Below are 15537 nucleotides of genomic sequence, written 5' to 3'. Positions count from 1 at the left end.
CCCCATGTGCGAGATCAGCCGTTCTTGAAGTTCGGGTTGTTCCGCGTTTCCACATCGGGGAGCGGAATACACGTCAGGGTGCTGTAGGTCTGGCCCTTGCGGTTCACCCCACTCTGGAATGGAATGCGCTTGCGCAACATGTCCACATAGCGGTGGCCCTCGCTAAAGAGCTGGCGACGGCGCTCCTCGATCACCAGGTCGGTGATGTTGGTCCCTGCTGGCGGCGTCGGCATGGGCGCGATGTTTGACAGGGCACGAACGCGGTTGATGGCATCGATGGCCGCCTGGCCGCCCACGGCTTCGGCCAGAATGAGCTGTGCCTCGGCATACGAGGCAATTGGCAGGCTGGCCCCGCCGCTCCCGGTGAACTTCTGTTGTTGCCAGATCGGGGTGGAGTTGTCCGGACCAACGCGCCGCATGTCGTTTGCCCGCACCCGCGGGTCCGCGACCCCGTTGACCGTGAGCCCCCGATAGGCCGGGGCCACGGAGAGGAAGTCGTTGCGCACCGTGAGGTTGTAGAGGTGGTTCTCGCGCGCGGGGGTGGTCTCCGAGAACTCGGCATTCCGGACGAACCCGGTCGGGACCAACGCCGCGTCTGCCGCCGCCCCGGTGAGGTTCCCCAGGTCGAGTCGCACCCGTGCCCGGCCAACGGTCGCCATGTTGCGGAGGCTCGCGTCGTTGATCGCGGTCGCGATCTGGAGTGCGGTCGCGAACTTCGTTTCGGCGATGGCCCACACCTGCTGGGGAGTCATCGAAGGGCCATTGTCGATCGCCATCTCGCACATGCCCTCCCCAAGCAGGGTGTGCATGTAACCGGAGTAGGCGGCCGCCTCGGCGAGCATGCGCTGTCGATTCGGGACCTGCGCATCCGTGAAATCCGCGAGGCGCTTGGCCAGATCGTCGAGCTGGAAGCGGGCCTGCTGGGCCGGGGTGTAGAACCCAAGGGACGTCGTGGCGCGGCCGTTGTTACAGCCGCCGGGCGATCCCTTGATCTCGACGACGCCGCGCCACTCCCAGATGTGGTTGTTCACAAAGCCGTTCGCGGACCAATACTCGCCGGAGAGCACCCCGCCGGTGGCGGCGAATTCCGCAAAGGCACACTGCGCCGTTTGCAGCGCGGCGGCGGAGAGGATGGGCATGATGGCGGGGTCACCCAGCGCCGCCTCTTCGACGCGCCCGGGATTCTCGACAGAGAGGAGGGAGTCGCACGCCAGGCCGAGGGCGGTGACGGCGAGGGTTCCAACACGCGTGATGCGGCGGCGGAAGGCGCGCCGGGTCATGAGAGCAGTCATGGGAGCGTCTCCCTCAGAAGCTGAGGCGGAAGGTGGTGACGAACGAGGCGGTCGGTGGCATGATCGTTTGGAATCCATTGGAGAGTTGACCGACCGCGCGAATCTCCGGATCCCAGGTGTGACGTTCAGCCACATCGACGTTGATGCGTCCGTTGCGCGGCGTGCTCCACCCGTGCTGCGCGGTCCACAGCATGGCCAGGTTGCGCCCCGCGACATTGACCGATCCGCCGGACGCACCGAACCGCTTCACCCAGTTTGGATTGAGTGCATAGGCCGCCGAGAGCTCGCGGAGTCGGAGGAATCCGGCCTTGTAGGTGCCCGGCGCATCAGCCTCGATCGCACGATAGGTCTGGAGCAGCGGATCGTTGCGCAGGATCACCGCCTTGGAGGAGCCCTGGTTATGCAGGGCGCGGATCTCGGTATTCGACTGGACATGACCGCCGTTCCCGTCGACCCGCGCATACAGGCGGAGGTTTCCCCACAGGGTGAGTGTGGAGTTGAGTCCCGCCTGCCAGGTCGGCTGCGAGTGCCCCCAGAAGACCCGAGGCGCGGCGCCACACGGCGTATCCGCACCACCCTGTTCCAAGCCTTGAAGTCCACGCCCGCCATCGCACGTGGAGGTCAGGACGGCGCCGGTCGAGCTGAGGGTCGCCGTCCGCACCTTGTACATGAAGAAGTCCGCGATCGACCAGCCGACCCGGTTCTGCGCCTGGCCACCCCCACCGACCGTCAGGAACGTGGTCCCACCCATGTCTTCGATGCGATTTCCGTTTGACGCGAGCTGCGTCCCCAGTTCCCACGCGACGCGTCGCCCTTCGATCACACGCACGTTCATGGTGAGTTCATCGCCCCATCCCTTCACCTTGCCAATGTTGATCACCTGGGATCCGGGGAATCCGACCGAAGGCGCGATCGGCGAGTTAACGATGGCGTCGCTGATGTCCCGGCCATAGTGGGTGTATGACGCATCGATCCGCCCGTCGAACAACGTGGCCTCAAAGCCCATCTCCAACTCGGTGCTGCGTTCGGGCTTGAGCTGTGGATTGCCAAAGGATCCCGGCACCAGGCCAGGCTGGTTCTGGTACCCGACACTCGGGTCGTAGAGCCGAGCCGCATCGAACGTCCCGGGCTGTGTGCCGGCGGCGCCCATCGCCGCACGAAGCCGGAATGTCTGCAGCGCCGGCACCTTGAACCACGGCTCCTCGCTCACGACCCATGAGCCGCTGAGCTTGGGGTAATACGCCGCCTTGAAGTCGCGCCCGAAGGCGCTGTTGTCGTCCCCGCGCAGGGCGGCGGTCACGAAGAGTCGGTTCTTCCACGCCACTTCCTGCTGGCCGAACACGCCGACGGTGGCATTCGCCACGTAGGTCTCATCCCCGCTGCGCGTGGCCCCACCGGACACCGTGGTGATCGGCCCCGCGGGGAAGGTGACGCCGCTCGCCGTGATGTTGCTCAACTCATTGCGATAGTGCTGCAGCCCCACCGAGGAGGTGAAGCGCAGGTCATCACGCCACCCGTACTTGAGCGAGCCCGCGTAATCCAGGGTGAGGAAGGTGCGATTGGCGCGTGAGACGGACTTGCTGCCCAGCCCGTTCTGGCCCAGCGGATCGAGCGACCCCAGGGGCTGTCGTGGATACAGGTTCCAATTGTTCTCCGCGCTGACGTCCAGGCCGGTCACCAGGCGATGGGTGAACCACTCGCGCGGCGTGTACTGCATCGTGATGGACGTCGTGGTGCGATCGTTGTCCGCGTGGCTTTCCGCCGTCTCCCATTCTTCCGGTGGCGAGAAGCCGAACCCTCGACGCACCGTGCTCAACGAGCGAGGCGTCCCCCAGACCAGGTTACTGAACGGGTCGATGTCGATGGCCTGTTGGGCGAGCCGGACGCGGTCTCGGATGTGCCCGATGGTCCCCTGGATGCGCAGCGACTTCATGGCGAGGACATCGATGTTGGCGCGCGCCGTGAACTTCTTGTCCCAATTGTGCTTGACGATCCCGACGTCGTGGTCCCAGGCACCGGAGAGGTAATACCGGTTGGCGTCGGTGCCGCCGTTCAACGACCCGATATACCCTTGGTTCATGCCATTGGTGAAGATGGGCCCGTTGCCGTTGGTCTTCTCGTACTCATACAGGTTCACACTGTCCATCGCCCCGGTGGTCGCGTTGAGCGCGTAAAGGAACCCCGCACGCCCTTCCGGATCCATCATCCAGTTGGTGCCCTGGCGCGTCGTGAAGTCGAAGTTGGTTTTCCCCGACTTTCCGCGCTTGGTAATGATCTGGATGACGCCGTTTGAGGCTTCGGTGCCGTAGAGGGTGGAGGCGGCCGGTCCCTTGATCACCTCGATGCTCTCGATGTCCTGCGGGTTGATGTCGTTGAGGCGACTGGCGCCGCCACCGCCGCGCTGGGTCGGCCCCCGCGAGACGTTGCCGTCCACGCGTACGCCGTCGATGTAGATCAGCGGTTCGTTGGAGAGCGAGAGACTGGAGACGCCGCGGACGCGCAGCTGCGCGCCCGTACCGACCTGCCCCGAGGCGGGCAGGACGATCAACCCCGACGTGCGCGACCCCATGAGCTGTTCAACACTTCGAGCCGGGGCGAGTTGGAGCACGTCGGTCGCGCTGATCGACTCGATGACGTTGCCCACCGCCCGACGCTGCGTCACGCCCCCGGTGCCCGTCACCACCACTTGGTCGAGCTGGAGCAGGCGTTGGGTCATCGCGAAATCCGCCGTCAGCGCTTCACCGGCGCGTACCGTCACGGTACGCTGCATCGGCGCGTAGCCGACCAACCGGACCCGGATCACAACGGCGCCCGCCGGAACATTGGCAATCGTGAACGAGCCGTCGTCGCCCACCCGGGCACCGAGGGCACGTTGGGCGCCCTCGGCCGTCAGGGCGACTTCGGCGCCAGCGAGCGGCCGCTGGCTGGCGGAGTCTCTGACCTGCCCACGAATGCTGCCTGTGGCCTGCGCGTGCGAGGCCGCTGGCAGCGACACGAGCGCAGCAAGGAGCCACGGGATCGCTCGGCGTGACATGTTACCTCCGGTTAGTTTGATTGGGGCCTGCACACCGCGCCTATCGCGCGAAACGCGGGCTAGCATGCGGGCCGGACCGGGCCGCGTCAACAAACACACGACGAAGACGCGCCACAGGCGTCCTGTTATCTGCGCGTAAGGATCGCCTTGAGAAAGGCACCAGTATGCGACGTCCGCACGCGCGCCACCTGCTCTGGAGTCCCGGCGGCCACGACGGCACCGCCACGTGCCCCGCCCTCCGGGCCGAGGTCGACGATCCAATCCGCCGTCTTGATGACGTCCAGGTTGTGCTCGATCACCAGGACGGTGTTGCCCCGGTCCACGAGGCGATGCAACACGTCCAGCAACAACCGGACGTCCTCGAAATGCAGCCCGGTTGTGGGCTCATCGAGGATGTACAAGGTTCGCCCCGTGTCGCGACGGGACAGCTCCGTGGCCAGCTTAACGCGCTGGGCCTCACCACCGGAGAGCGTGGTGGCGCTCTGGCCCAGGTGGATGTACCCGAGCCCGACGTCGTTCAGCGTCTGGAGCCGCGGCGCAATGCGGGGCTGATTCTCGAAGAAGGCGAGGGCGTCCTCCACTGTCAGGTCGAGGACTTCCGAAATATTGAGCCCCCGAAAGCGAACCTCGAGGGTTTCCCGGTTGTAGCGCTTCCCCTTGCAGACATCACACGGGATGTAGACGTCAGGGAGAAAGTGCATCTCAATCTTGACGAGCCCATCGCCCTGACAGCTCTCGCACCGCCCGCCCTTCACGTTGAACGAGAAACGCCCCGGCCCATACCCGCGGATCTTCGACTCTTCCATCTCGGCGAACAACTCGCGCACCGGAGTGAAGATCCCGGTGTACGTCGCAGGATTCGAGCGCGGGGTGCGCCCGATGGGCGTCTGGTCGATGTCGATGACCTTGTCGATGTGGTCCAACCCGGTCACCCGGTCATGCGCACCGGGGATGACACGAGCGTGATGCAGGTGGCGCGCCACCGCCTTCTGGAGGACCTCCTCCACCAGGGTCGACTTGCCAGACCCGGACACCCCCGTCACGGCGATGAAGGTGCCTAACGGGAAGTCCACCGTGAGGTCTCGCAAGTTGTTCTCGCGCGCCCCGTGGACCCGCAACACACGCTGCGGATCCACCGGACGCCGCCGCGTCGGCACCTCCACCCGGCGCTTCCCCGTGAGGTACAGCGCGGTGAGCGACGTGGGTGCGCGTTCGATGTCCTGCAGTGAGCCCTCGGCCACCACGTGGCCCCCATGTTTTCCGGCCCCAGGCCCCAGATCAATGACGTGATCCGCCGCGCGGATCGTATCCTCGTCGTGCTCCACCACGATGACCGTGTTCCCCAGGTCGCGGAGCTGTTTGAGCGTGTCGAGGAGTCGCGCGTTGTCGCGCTGGTGCAGTCCGATGGACGGTTCGTCCAGAATGTAGAGGACCCCGACCAGTCGCGAACCGATCTGCGTGGCCAACCGAATCCGTTGCGCCTCGCCCCCCGAGAGCGACTCGGCGGACCGACCGAGGGTGAGGTAGTCGAGCCCCACGTCGTCAAGGAACCGCAGGCGTTCCCGCACTTCCTTCAGGATGGGTCCCGCGATTTCCGGATCGAGCCCCGGGCGGCCGTTGCCCCGCACCGGAAGTTCATCAAAGAACCGCCGTGACTCCGCGATCGACATCTCGACCAGGTCCCCGACGTTTTTTCCGGTGATGGTGACGGCCAGGGACTCCGGCTTTAGGCGGCGCCCGTCACAGGCCTGGCACGGCTTGACGACCATGTAGCCGTCCATTTCCACGCGGATGGCGTCGGACTCGGTCTCGAGGTATCGACGCTGGATCGCGGCGACAATCCCCTCCCACGCGGACCCGGTCGGCGTCGGGGCCTTCCGCGTTCCCTTGCGGCCGCCCTCCGGCACGGTGCCATGCAGCAGGACTCGCTGGACCGCTTTGGGCAGTTTGCCCCACGGGGCGTTGAGGTCAAACTTGAGTTCCTTCGCCAGCCCCGGAAGGATCACACGACGCAGGTAGCCATCGGGTTCGCCCCAGGGAAGCACGACCCCCTCCAGTAGCGACAGGGATGGATCGCCGAGGATCAGCTCCTCGGACACCTCGCGGCGCGTCCCAAGTCCGCCGCACGACGGGCACGCGCCAAAGGGCGAGTTGAACGAGAAGTGCCGCGGCTCGAGCTCGGGGAGTGAGATGCCACAGGTGGGGCACCCATACCGCTCCGAGAACAACACCGTCTCCTTCGGTTCGTTGTGCCGCACCACCTCGACCAGCCCTTCGGCGAGCTTGAGGGCCGTCTCCAGCGAATCGACCAGCCGGGAGCGATCTGACGCGCGCACCATCGCACGATCCACGATGATCGAGACGTCGTGGTTCTGCCGGCGGTTGAGCGCGGGTGGCTTGGCCAGCTCAATGAGTGCACCGTCGACGAGGGCGCGCATGAACCCCTGCTTGCGTGCGGCCTCGAACAGGTCCTTGAACTCACCCTTCCGGCCACGCACCAACGGCGCGAGGATCTCGATGCGCGTCCCCTCCGGCCAGGCCAGGACGTTATCGGCGATCTGTCCGGGGGATTGGCGCTCCACGCCACGACCACAATTGGGGCAGTGCGGCGTGCCCGCGCGCGCATAAAGGAGCCGGAGATAGTCGTAGATCTCGGTGACCGTCCCTACGGTCGACCGCGGATTGTGCCCCGCCGTCTTCTGCTCGATGGAGATCGCCGGCGACAGTCCCTCGATCGTGTCGACGTCGGGCTTTTCCATGAGCCCCAGGAACTGGCGCGCATACGCCGAGAGCGACTCGACATACCTCCGCTGTCCCTCGGCGTAGATCGTGTCGAACGCGAGCGAAGACTTGCCCGAGCCGGACAGCCCCGTGACCACCGTGAGGCGGTCCCGGGGAATGGTGACGTCGATGTTGCGGAGGTTGTGCTCGCGGGCGCCGCGAACGATGAGCGAGTCGTCTGCCATGGGCCCGAATAGTGACCGAAACCCCTGCCGTCAGCAAGGGAGCCGTCCGACGTGACGCGCGGGGGATGCCAGCGGTCTTGATCCGGACCCCCGACCCAACGAACCCGTTGTGAGTGCTTCACTTGCGGCGCGCCCCCCCGCCGCGCCTAACGTCAGCTGGTCCGTCATCGTCGAGGACCCCGCCTTTGTCGCGTGCGACGCCCTCGCCCGCCCGGTGAACGAGGCGCTGCGCGCGACCACGACGCTCGGTCGCCGGGTGGAGACGTGCGCCGGCCCGGAGATCCTCGCCCATTCCGGCAGCGCGGATCGCCTGGACGTCGGCGCTGCCGTGGTCACACCGGCGGGGGCGCTCGAGGCCAAGTTGCTGATCCATGCCGTCGTGATGACGAAGGACGAGCCGGTGAGCGTCCACGGGGTGGAGCGCGCCATGACCGGCGTCCTGCAACGCGCCGCGGATTGGGGGTTGCGCCACGTCGCCGTGATGCCGTTCGGCCTCGGCGCGGGCAATCTCGACATCGACCGCGCCGCCCATGCCATGGTAGATGCCATCACCGGCTGGCGGCCACGCGTCGCACCCAAAGCACCCCTGCAGGTCACGTTCGTCGTGGAGACCAGCGACGAAGCGGCGGCCTTTCCCACGGGGGGTCGCACATGAACGGCCGCGGGTTGATCGCCGTCTCGGTGCTCGCGGCGTGGGGGATCGGTCTCGGAGCACTGGCCCAGCGCGAACTGTCGAGATCCGACGTCGAACGCCTCGCAGAAGCGGCGATTCGGGTGTCACCGGTGACGAGTTACTCGATGGTGGAGCGCAATGGCCGGCACGTCGGGTTCTCGTCGCTGACGACCGACACCGTCCCCGCCGGATTGCAGCTGACCGACTACTCCGTGACCACCGACAGCAGCCTTCCCGGTGGACGCCGGGTGCAGCAGGTCGTGGTGCACGCCTCGCGCTCCCTCGTCCTGCGCAGCATCGCCGTTCGGGATGGCGAGCTCACGGCGACGGCCACGGTCATCGACGACTCGGTCCTGCGCGTGGTGCGCCCCCGCACGGACGGATCTGACACCACGAGGCTGACGTTCCGCCCACCACTGCTGGTCCCCTTCCTGGTTCCGACGGTAGTTGCGCTCGGCGCGGCCCCGTCCGTCGGTGATCGTCAGGCCTGGGACGTCTTTGATCCCGCGACGCTGAGGGTGCGGCGAGCGACAACGCACATTCGGGCGGAGAGTTCCTGGGTTGTCGTGGACTCCGCAGCGTTTGATGCCGGCGCCCGCCGGTGGCGTGGCGTCCATGCCGACACGGTCACCGCCTGGCACGTGGTCGAGGATCCCGCAGTTACCGGGAGGATCGAGAGCTGGGTCGACGAAACGGGCCAGCTGGTGGCGGCGCGGAGCGCACGGGGGGAGGAACGACGCACGGCCTACGAGGTCGCCTTCGAGAACTGGCGCAGTGGCGCGAGCACAATCGCCGACCCCGCGCTCGCGCGCATCGACCGGCGCGGCGTGTCGCTCACGCGACTGGTCGTCCTCGCCCGGGGCCTGCCGCTGGAACGGCTCAAGGCAACCAACGACTGGCAGCACGTCATGGGTGACACGGTCACCGTGGCGGACGCCCCGGTGCGTGCGAAGGCCAGCGGATACTGGCTCCCACCCCATCGGGACCATCGCGCGCGTTTCTCGCGGGAGTTGCAAGTGGAGCCCTTCATCGAGGTGGAGGCCCCGGTGGTGATCGCGGCGGCGAGGCAGCTGCGCGCGCGGGAGCCGGATCCCCTGACGACGGCGCGGGTGCTGGCTCGGTGGGTGGTGGATTCCATCGCACTCGATGTCACGCCAACCCCGCCCAGTGCGGCGGCCACGCTGCGTTCCCGCGCCGGCCAGGCCGGCCACCGGGTCAACCTCTGGATTGCCCTCGCGAGGGCGAGCGGGGTGCCGGCACGCCCGGTGTTGGGCGTCCTGGCGACAGCGGACGGCCTGGTGCCGCACACCTGGGCCGAAGCATGGCTCGGCGGCACGTGGATTCCCGTGGACCTCCAGCGCGGGGTGGTTCCTGCCGATGCCTCTCACCTGCGCCTGCAGTTCGGGAGCCCGACCCTCCTCCCCGAGTTCGAACGTTTGTTGTCGCGCGCCACCCTGACCGTCCTCGACCGCACGGAGCCATGATCGAGATCTCCCAGCTCAGCAAGAAGTACGGCTCGTTCACGGCGGTCGACCGGCTCGACCTCGTGGTCCCCAAGGGTGAGCTGTTCGGCTTTCTCGGACCGAACGGCGCGGGCAAAACCACCACCATGCGGATGGTGGCCGGGATCCTCCGCCCGACCAGTGGATCGATTCGCGTGGCCGGGCTCGACCTTGCGACCGACGCGGTGGCGGCGAAGGCGCGGCTCGGGTTCATCCCCGATCGACCGTTCATCTATGAGAAGTTGACGGGGATCGAGTTCATGCGGTTCGTGGCCGGGTTGTACGCGCAGGAAGGTCCGGTGATCGAGCGACGTGCCGCGGAACTTCTCGAGGCGTTTGACCTGACGGAGTGGCGCGACGAGCTCGTGGAGTCGTACAGCCACGGGATGCGCCAGAAGCTGATCATCTCCAGTGCGTTCGTGCATCGCCCGGACGTGATCGTCGTGGACGAACCGATGGTGGGCCTCGATCCCAAGGCGGCACGGACGCTGAAGGACTTGTTTCGCGAGTACACGCGGCGCGGCCACACGATCATGATGTCGACGCACACCCTGGAGGTGGCGGAAGGGATGTGCGACCGCATCGCGATCATCCAGCGGGGCATCATTCGCGCGCAGGGGACGATGGCCGAGTTGCGGGCCAACGCCGAGCGTGGGGACGAGGGGCTGGAAGACATCTTCCTGCGGCTTACCGGGGACACGGTGGCGCGGGACCTGGTGGGCGTCCTCGATGGTTGACTCCTCACGCGCCTCTGGCGCCTGCGCTGGTTAGGTACCCCATGGCCTCCTCGCTGCCGGTCGGCCCCGACCCGGGATTGGTCGCGCGCCACCGCATGTTGTCCGGTGCCCACGACACAGTGCGCCCCCGCGGACCGGGCTACACGCCGTCCGGCGGGCTCATCGTTCCGCCGCGGGCCAGCGGGGACGTGTCGCTGTGGCACCTGCTCTCACCCAAGTGGATGACGGCCCGGGCACGCGCCGCGCAGGGCGAGAAGGGGCGCGTGGCCCGGTATACGTTGCTTTCCCTGGTTGGGCTGCTGTTCTGGAGTTTTGCCTTCGGGGCCACCTACCGGGTCCTGTCGTATTTCAAGGGCGTCCCGGAGATCGGGCCGCTGCTCGCGGGCAAACTGCTGGGGATCCTGCTGCTCTCGTTCTCGTCGATCCTGCTCTTGTCCAATGTGATCACGGCCCTGTCGAGCTTCTTCCTCGCGAGGGACCTCGACATGCTGGTGAGTGCCCCGGTGGACTGGTTGCGGCTGTATGGCGCGAAATTGCTCGAGACCACGGTGCACTCCAGCTGGATGGTCCTGCTGCTGTCGGTGCCGATCTTTGCCGCCTACGGCCTGGTGTATGAGGGCGGCATCGGCTTTGTCGGAGTCGTGCTGGCCGCCCTTGTGCCGTTCCTGGTCATCCCGGCGGCGATCGGGACGGCGGTCACCCTGCTGCTCGTCAACGTGTTCCCGGCGCGGCGGACGCGCGACATCCTTAGCGTGATCACTGTCCTGGCGGGCGCCGGGGTCGTGGTGCTGTTCCGCCTCATGCGGCCGGAGAAGCTGGCGCGCCCCGAAGGTTTCCGTTCGTTGGTGGAGTTCATTGCGGTGCTGCGCGGTCCCACTTCCCCTGCCCTCCCCAGCGAGTGGATGCAGCGGGCGCTGATGGGGTGGCTGACCTTTGACGTGGATCCCCTCGCCCTGTATCTGCTGTGGACCACGGCCGGGGCGCTCGTCGTCCTGGGAGCGTTGCTGCACCGGTCGCTCTACCCGGTCGCGTTCAGCAAGGCACAGGAAGGCGCCACGCTCGCCGCGAAGTCCGTGGAGCGCGGCCCGTCCCGCCTGCGGGCGCTGTGGCCGTTTGGCGTGCGCCGACGCGAACTGGTCGCCAAGGAACTCCGCGTGTTCTTCCGGGACACCACGCAGTGGTCGCAGCTGATCCTGCTCGGCGTGCTCCTGGTGGTCTACGTCGTGAACATCAAGTTCCTGCCCCTGTCCGGCGACGGGATCACCTTCTTCATCGTGAACCTGATCCCCTTCCTGAACCTGGCGCTCGCCGGGTTTGTCTTGGCCTCGATTGCGGCCCGGTTCCTCTTTCCGGGCGTGAGCCTCGAAGGGCGCTCCTGGTGGCTCGTGCGGTCCAGCCCGATGGAGATGCACGACTTGTTGTGGGCGAAGTACTGGGTCGGCACCGTGCCGCTGCTCGTGCTCGCGCTCCTGATCGTCGGGGTGACCAACACTTTGCTGCAGGTCACACCGTTCATGTTCCTCGTCTCGATCGGGACGATCACGCTCATGACGTTTGCCATCGCGTCCCTGGCGGTGGGCTTTGGCACCCTGTATCCGCGGTTCGAGACCGAGAACGCCGCCCAGATCCCGACCTCTTTCGGCGGGTTGATGTTCATGATGTCCTCGGTGTGCCTGATCGGCGGGATCATTGCCATCGAGGCCCGACCGGTCTACGCCTACCTGTTTGCCCGGACAGCCGGAGAGACCCCGGACACGACGTCCCTCCTCCTGGGATTTGGCGGCGCGGCGGCGCTCTGCCTCACGGCGACCTTCGTCCCCCTGGCGCTCGCGCGGAAGCGGCTGGAGGCTCTCGAGCGTTAGTTCGCGGCGCGGCGCATCCCAGCCGGTGCGATCGCGGCCGCGAGACACAGCAGGGCCAGGACCCAGCCCCAGGCCCCTGACACAGCGGCGACCCGCACCGTGACCTCGTCGTCGGTGCCGACGCGATCAAGCCAGGCGGCATGGATCCACGCCGCCGAGACCAAGAGCGCCGGCCGCCGCCACACCGGGCGCAGGACCGCCCCGCGCGCGTCGACGTACTCGCGCTGTTCGGCCCGCGCCACCGTGCCGCCAGGCACGCGCTCCAGCGTCAGGGCAAGCACCGTCGCGTTGCCCTCCACGTAGGACGAGACCCCTTGGTGCGCGAGTCGCGCGCCGCCGGTAGTGAGGTAGCCACCGGCTGCCGGTGTCGCCACGATCACGCGTTGCAGGCTTCCGATCCCAGCCGCGACCGACGCGAAGGCCAGGGACGCGACCATCCAGGCCCGCACAACCTGGCCGCTCCGCCACGCCAGGACCACTCCGACCAGGGCCGACACCGACCCCACGAGGAAGGGGACAAAGGGCGTGCCGCGCCCGAGGGGAAGCAGCAGCCCGCCGGCCAGGGCGAGGAGCCCGGCGGCACCAACGGCGCGGCGCCACGGAAGCAGTGACCAGCTGAACACCGTCACCATCCCCAGGGATCTCACAAAACGCAGCGTGCCGGCGCTTGGCACCTCGGGATACCACAGGAGCACCACCGTGCAGGTGAGCACGACCGTCACTCCCATCCGGGCAACGCGACCGGTCCAACGGCGCGGATCACCGGGGAACCCACGCCACACCGCCGAGGTGAGGACCACGAGCGCGAAGGAGACGAGTGCCTGCGCGGGGGGTGCAGGCTGCGCGCCACCACCGGTACCGAGGACGCACCCGATCGCGAGGAGCAGTGCGGCCAGGCTGGCCTCGGCCCGGCCAAGCGCGCTCGCCGCCCCGTGGGCGTGTACGCGCAGTGCCAGCGCACTCCCAAGCACCACCGCCAGCCATATCCCCCCACGGGACGTGAGCGGGGCCAGGTCGTCGCTGCCACCGGTGACAATGGACGCCACCATCCACGCCAGCGCCTGCACGCCAGCGGCGATGAGGACGCCCAGCTGGGTGGGCACCAGGGAGCGAGGCGGCCCTCCGTTTAGCTGCGCAAGCGCCAGGGCGCACGCGAGGGTGGCCAGGACAACCTGGACCACGAGGGCGAGCACGGTCACCAGCGCCGCGGGGTGAGCGAAGAAGGGCCAGGTGGCCGCCCCGTCCGCCGGCTGATACGGTAGCAGATCCAAGGGTCGGCCCGTCAGCGGCGCAGCGAGGAGCACCAACGCCACGACGGACGCCGTGCCCGCGATCCGGGCGCCCGGATCCTCGCGGCTGCTCCACCAACCGGCAAAGGCTACGGCGACGCAGCCCACCAAACCGGCGCCTGCCGGTTCAGCGAAGATCGCGAGCAGGCGAGGCAGTGGATCGTCCGCGAGGAGGACGTGACGAGCCACGAAGGTCATGCGATGGTCGGCGTCCCACAAGGCGCGGAGGAGCCAAGTGGTCGCGACCGCGCTGAAGGTCAGACACATCGCCACGGAGCGCCGAGCCACCTCACCCCGCCCGATCCAGGCGGCGACTGCCCCCGCCACAGCAAACGCCGCCGCGATCCAGGTCGCGAGCGTTCCCGCACTCATGAATTCGCGGAGATCAACGCCTCAATCGCCGCCGCGGCGCACCGCCTCGGACCGCACCTGCATCATCACGCGTTCCAAGGTGTCTTCGGCGCGCGCCCGCTCGTTCGGGTCCCACGGGCCGGCCGCATGCCGCTGCAATTCACGCACCTGGTCCAGCATCTCGTTGATGAGCATGCGGAGCAGGACGTTCTTGCGCTCGGGGCGGGAAGTGTCGTCGGTCATGGCAAGGGCGAGAGCGCCAATGATGCACCGGCGCGGCGCATCCCGCTACTGGATCGATCGATCCCGCGCCCACCCTAACGCGGCCCGAACGGCGCGCTGCCACTCCGCCCGCCCTTGCTCCGGACGGTGCGCCGGCGCGAAGCGGGTGAAGGCCCTGGCGGCGAGGAACGCCTCCGGTGTCGCCCACACCCCGGCCGCGATCCCCGCGAGTCCGGCCGCACCTAACGCGGTCGTCTCGAGCATCGCCGGGCGTTCCACCGGGACGCCGAGGACGTCAGACTGGAACTGCATGAGCCAGTTGTTGGCGCAGGCCCCGCCGTCCACGCGCAAACGGTCCACACGCACACCGGCGAACTCGCGCACAGCGTCGACGACGTCCGCCGTCGACCATGCCATGGCCTCCAGGGCCGCGCGAGCGAGATGGGCGCGCGTCGTGCCGCGCGTCAGCCCCACAATGGTTCCACGGGCCTCTGGCTCCCACTGGGGGGCACCAAGCCCCACGAGGGCGGGGACGAAGTACACCCCATCGGTGGATTCGACGGATCGTGCCAGCGACTCGGTCTCCGCGGCTGTCTGGATGATCCCCAGGCCGTCGCGCAGCCACTGAATGGCGGCGCCGGCGATGAAGATCGAGGCCTCCACTGCGTACGCGGGTTTCCCCCACTCGTCACACGCGATCGTGGTGAGCAATCCGCCTCCGGATGCCGGACGCGCGGCACCGGCGTTGAAGAGAAGGAAGGCACCCGTTCCATATGTGTTCTTGCCTTCTCCGGGCGCCCAGCACCCCTGACCATACAATGCGGACTGCTGGTCGCCGACCGCACTCCGGATCGGGATCGCCATGCCAAAGTGGTCGGCGTGCGCCACACCGAAATCCCCGGAGGAGGGACGGACCTCGGGCAGGAGCTGCCGGGAGACACCAAACATCTCACAGAGGGCCGGACTCCACGCATGCGTGTTGATGTCGTACAACATGGTCCGCGACGCATTGGTCGGGTCTGTCGCGTGTACCGCCCCGTTGGTGAGCTTCCAGATGAGCCACGCGTCGATCGTACCCGCCGCCAGGGTGCCAGATGCCGCGCTGGCGGCCCGCGCGGGCACGTCGCGCAGGAGCCACTCCAGCTTGCTCCCCGAGAAGTAGGCATCGACCACCAGGCCCGTGGCCTGCATGACCTCGACGGCGCGATCCGCTAACTCAGCACAGCGTGCCGCCGTCCGCCGGTCCTGCCACACGATGGCGCGCGCCACCGGACGGCCCGACGCCCGGTCCCAGAGGACGATCGTCTCCCGCTGGTTGGTGATGCCGATGCAATCGGGAACCACCCCCGCGGCCGCAATCGCTTCGCGTGCCGCATCCCGGGTTCGCTCGAAGATCTCGTCGGCGTCATGCTCCACCCAACCCGGCGCGGGAAAGTGTTGTGTGATCTCGCGATACGCGCGCCCAACGATCGCGCCATCGTCGCGCACGACGAGGCAGGTGCTTCCGGTCGTTCCCTGGTCGATCGCGAGGACATGTCGCATGCGGCGCTCGGCAAAGTGTCGCGCGAAATCGGCGGGGTCCGCGCGCGAACCGCAAGCGCTGCCGCGT

10 protein-coding genes are annotated in these 15537 nt (G+C 67.7%); 4 read left to right on the top strand and 6 right to left on the bottom strand.

Annotated features, from left to right (window positions below):
- Nucleotides 1-14: 14 nt before the first annotated feature.
- From IPK85_26380 to uvrA, 3 genes are all read right to left on the bottom strand, one after another.
- On the bottom strand, nucleotides 15-1292 hold the full coding sequence (locus tag IPK85_26380) for a RagB/SusD family nutrient uptake outer membrane protein (GenBank protein ID MBK8250895.1): 1278 nt from the start codon (nucleotides 1290-1292) through the stop codon (nucleotides 15-17).
- Nucleotides 1293-1305: 13 nt separating this feature from the next.
- Nucleotides 1306-4326 (bottom strand): SusC/RagA family TonB-linked outer membrane protein, encoded by a 3021-nt coding sequence (locus tag IPK85_26375; GenBank protein ID MBK8250894.1) that lies wholly within the window; start codon nucleotides 4324-4326, stop codon nucleotides 1306-1308.
- Nucleotides 4327-4451: 125 nt separating this feature from the next.
- Nucleotides 4452-7292, bottom strand: a complete 2841-nt coding sequence (uvrA, locus tag IPK85_26370) for an excinuclease ABC subunit UvrA (GenBank protein ID MBK8250893.1) — start codon at nucleotides 7290-7292, stop codon at nucleotides 4452-4454.
- A gap of 109 nt (nucleotides 7293-7401) precedes the next feature.
- On the opposite strand from uvrA, the gene IPK85_26365 reads away from it, so the two are divergent.
- The 4 genes from IPK85_26365 to IPK85_26350 are packed head-to-tail and all read left to right on the top strand — an operon-like array spanning nucleotide 7402 to nucleotide 12066.
- The gene (locus IPK85_26365) at nucleotides 7402-7947 is read left to right on the top strand and encodes a macro domain-containing protein (protein ID MBK8250892.1); all 546 of its coding nucleotides are present in this window, start codon (nucleotides 7402-7404) and stop codon (nucleotides 7945-7947) included.
- Nucleotides 7944-9449 carry a transglutaminase domain-containing protein gene (locus IPK85_26360; protein MBK8250891.1) on the top strand — a complete coding sequence of 502 codons (1506 nt, stop codon included), beginning with the start codon at nucleotides 7944-7946 and terminating at the stop codon, nucleotides 9447-9449. Before IPK85_26365 ends, IPK85_26360 begins: the two co-directional genes overlap by 4 nt.
- Nucleotides 9446-10204, top strand: a complete 759-nt coding sequence (locus tag IPK85_26355; protein ID MBK8250890.1) for an ABC transporter ATP-binding protein — start codon at nucleotides 9446-9448, stop codon at nucleotides 10202-10204. Before IPK85_26360 ends, IPK85_26355 begins: the two co-directional genes overlap by 4 nt.
- A 41-nt stretch (nucleotides 10205-10245) precedes the next feature.
- Nucleotides 10246-12066, top strand: a complete 1821-nt coding sequence (locus tag IPK85_26350) for a hypothetical protein (protein ID MBK8250889.1) — start codon at nucleotides 10246-10248, stop codon at nucleotides 12064-12066.
- Here IPK85_26350 and IPK85_26345 read toward each other — a convergent pair.
- The 3 genes from IPK85_26345 to glpK are packed head-to-tail and all read right to left on the bottom strand — an operon-like array spanning nucleotide 12063 to nucleotide 15470.
- Entirely contained in the window at nucleotides 12063-13727 is a 1665-nt protein-coding gene (locus IPK85_26345; GenBank protein MBK8250888.1) for a hypothetical protein, read from the bottom strand. The two genes, IPK85_26350 and IPK85_26345, sit on opposite strands and share 4 nt — an antisense overlap.
- A gap of 21 nt (nucleotides 13728-13748) precedes the next feature.
- Entirely contained in the window at nucleotides 13749-13949 is a 201-nt protein-coding gene (locus IPK85_26340) for a hypothetical protein (protein MBK8250887.1), read from the bottom strand.
- Between the two features lie 45 nt (nucleotides 13950-13994).
- Entirely contained in the window at nucleotides 13995-15470 is a 1476-nt protein-coding gene (gene glpK / locus IPK85_26335; GenBank protein ID MBK8250886.1) for a glycerol kinase GlpK, read from the bottom strand.
- Nucleotides 15471-15537 lie beyond the last annotated feature (67 nt).

This window comes from Gemmatimonadota bacterium (assembly GCA_016712265.1).
Taxonomy (GTDB): Bacteria; Gemmatimonadota; Gemmatimonadetes; order Gemmatimonadales; family Gemmatimonadaceae; genus RBC101.
Note: the sequence above shows the minus strand (reverse complement) of the source record. Positions and strands in the feature narration are given on the sequence as shown.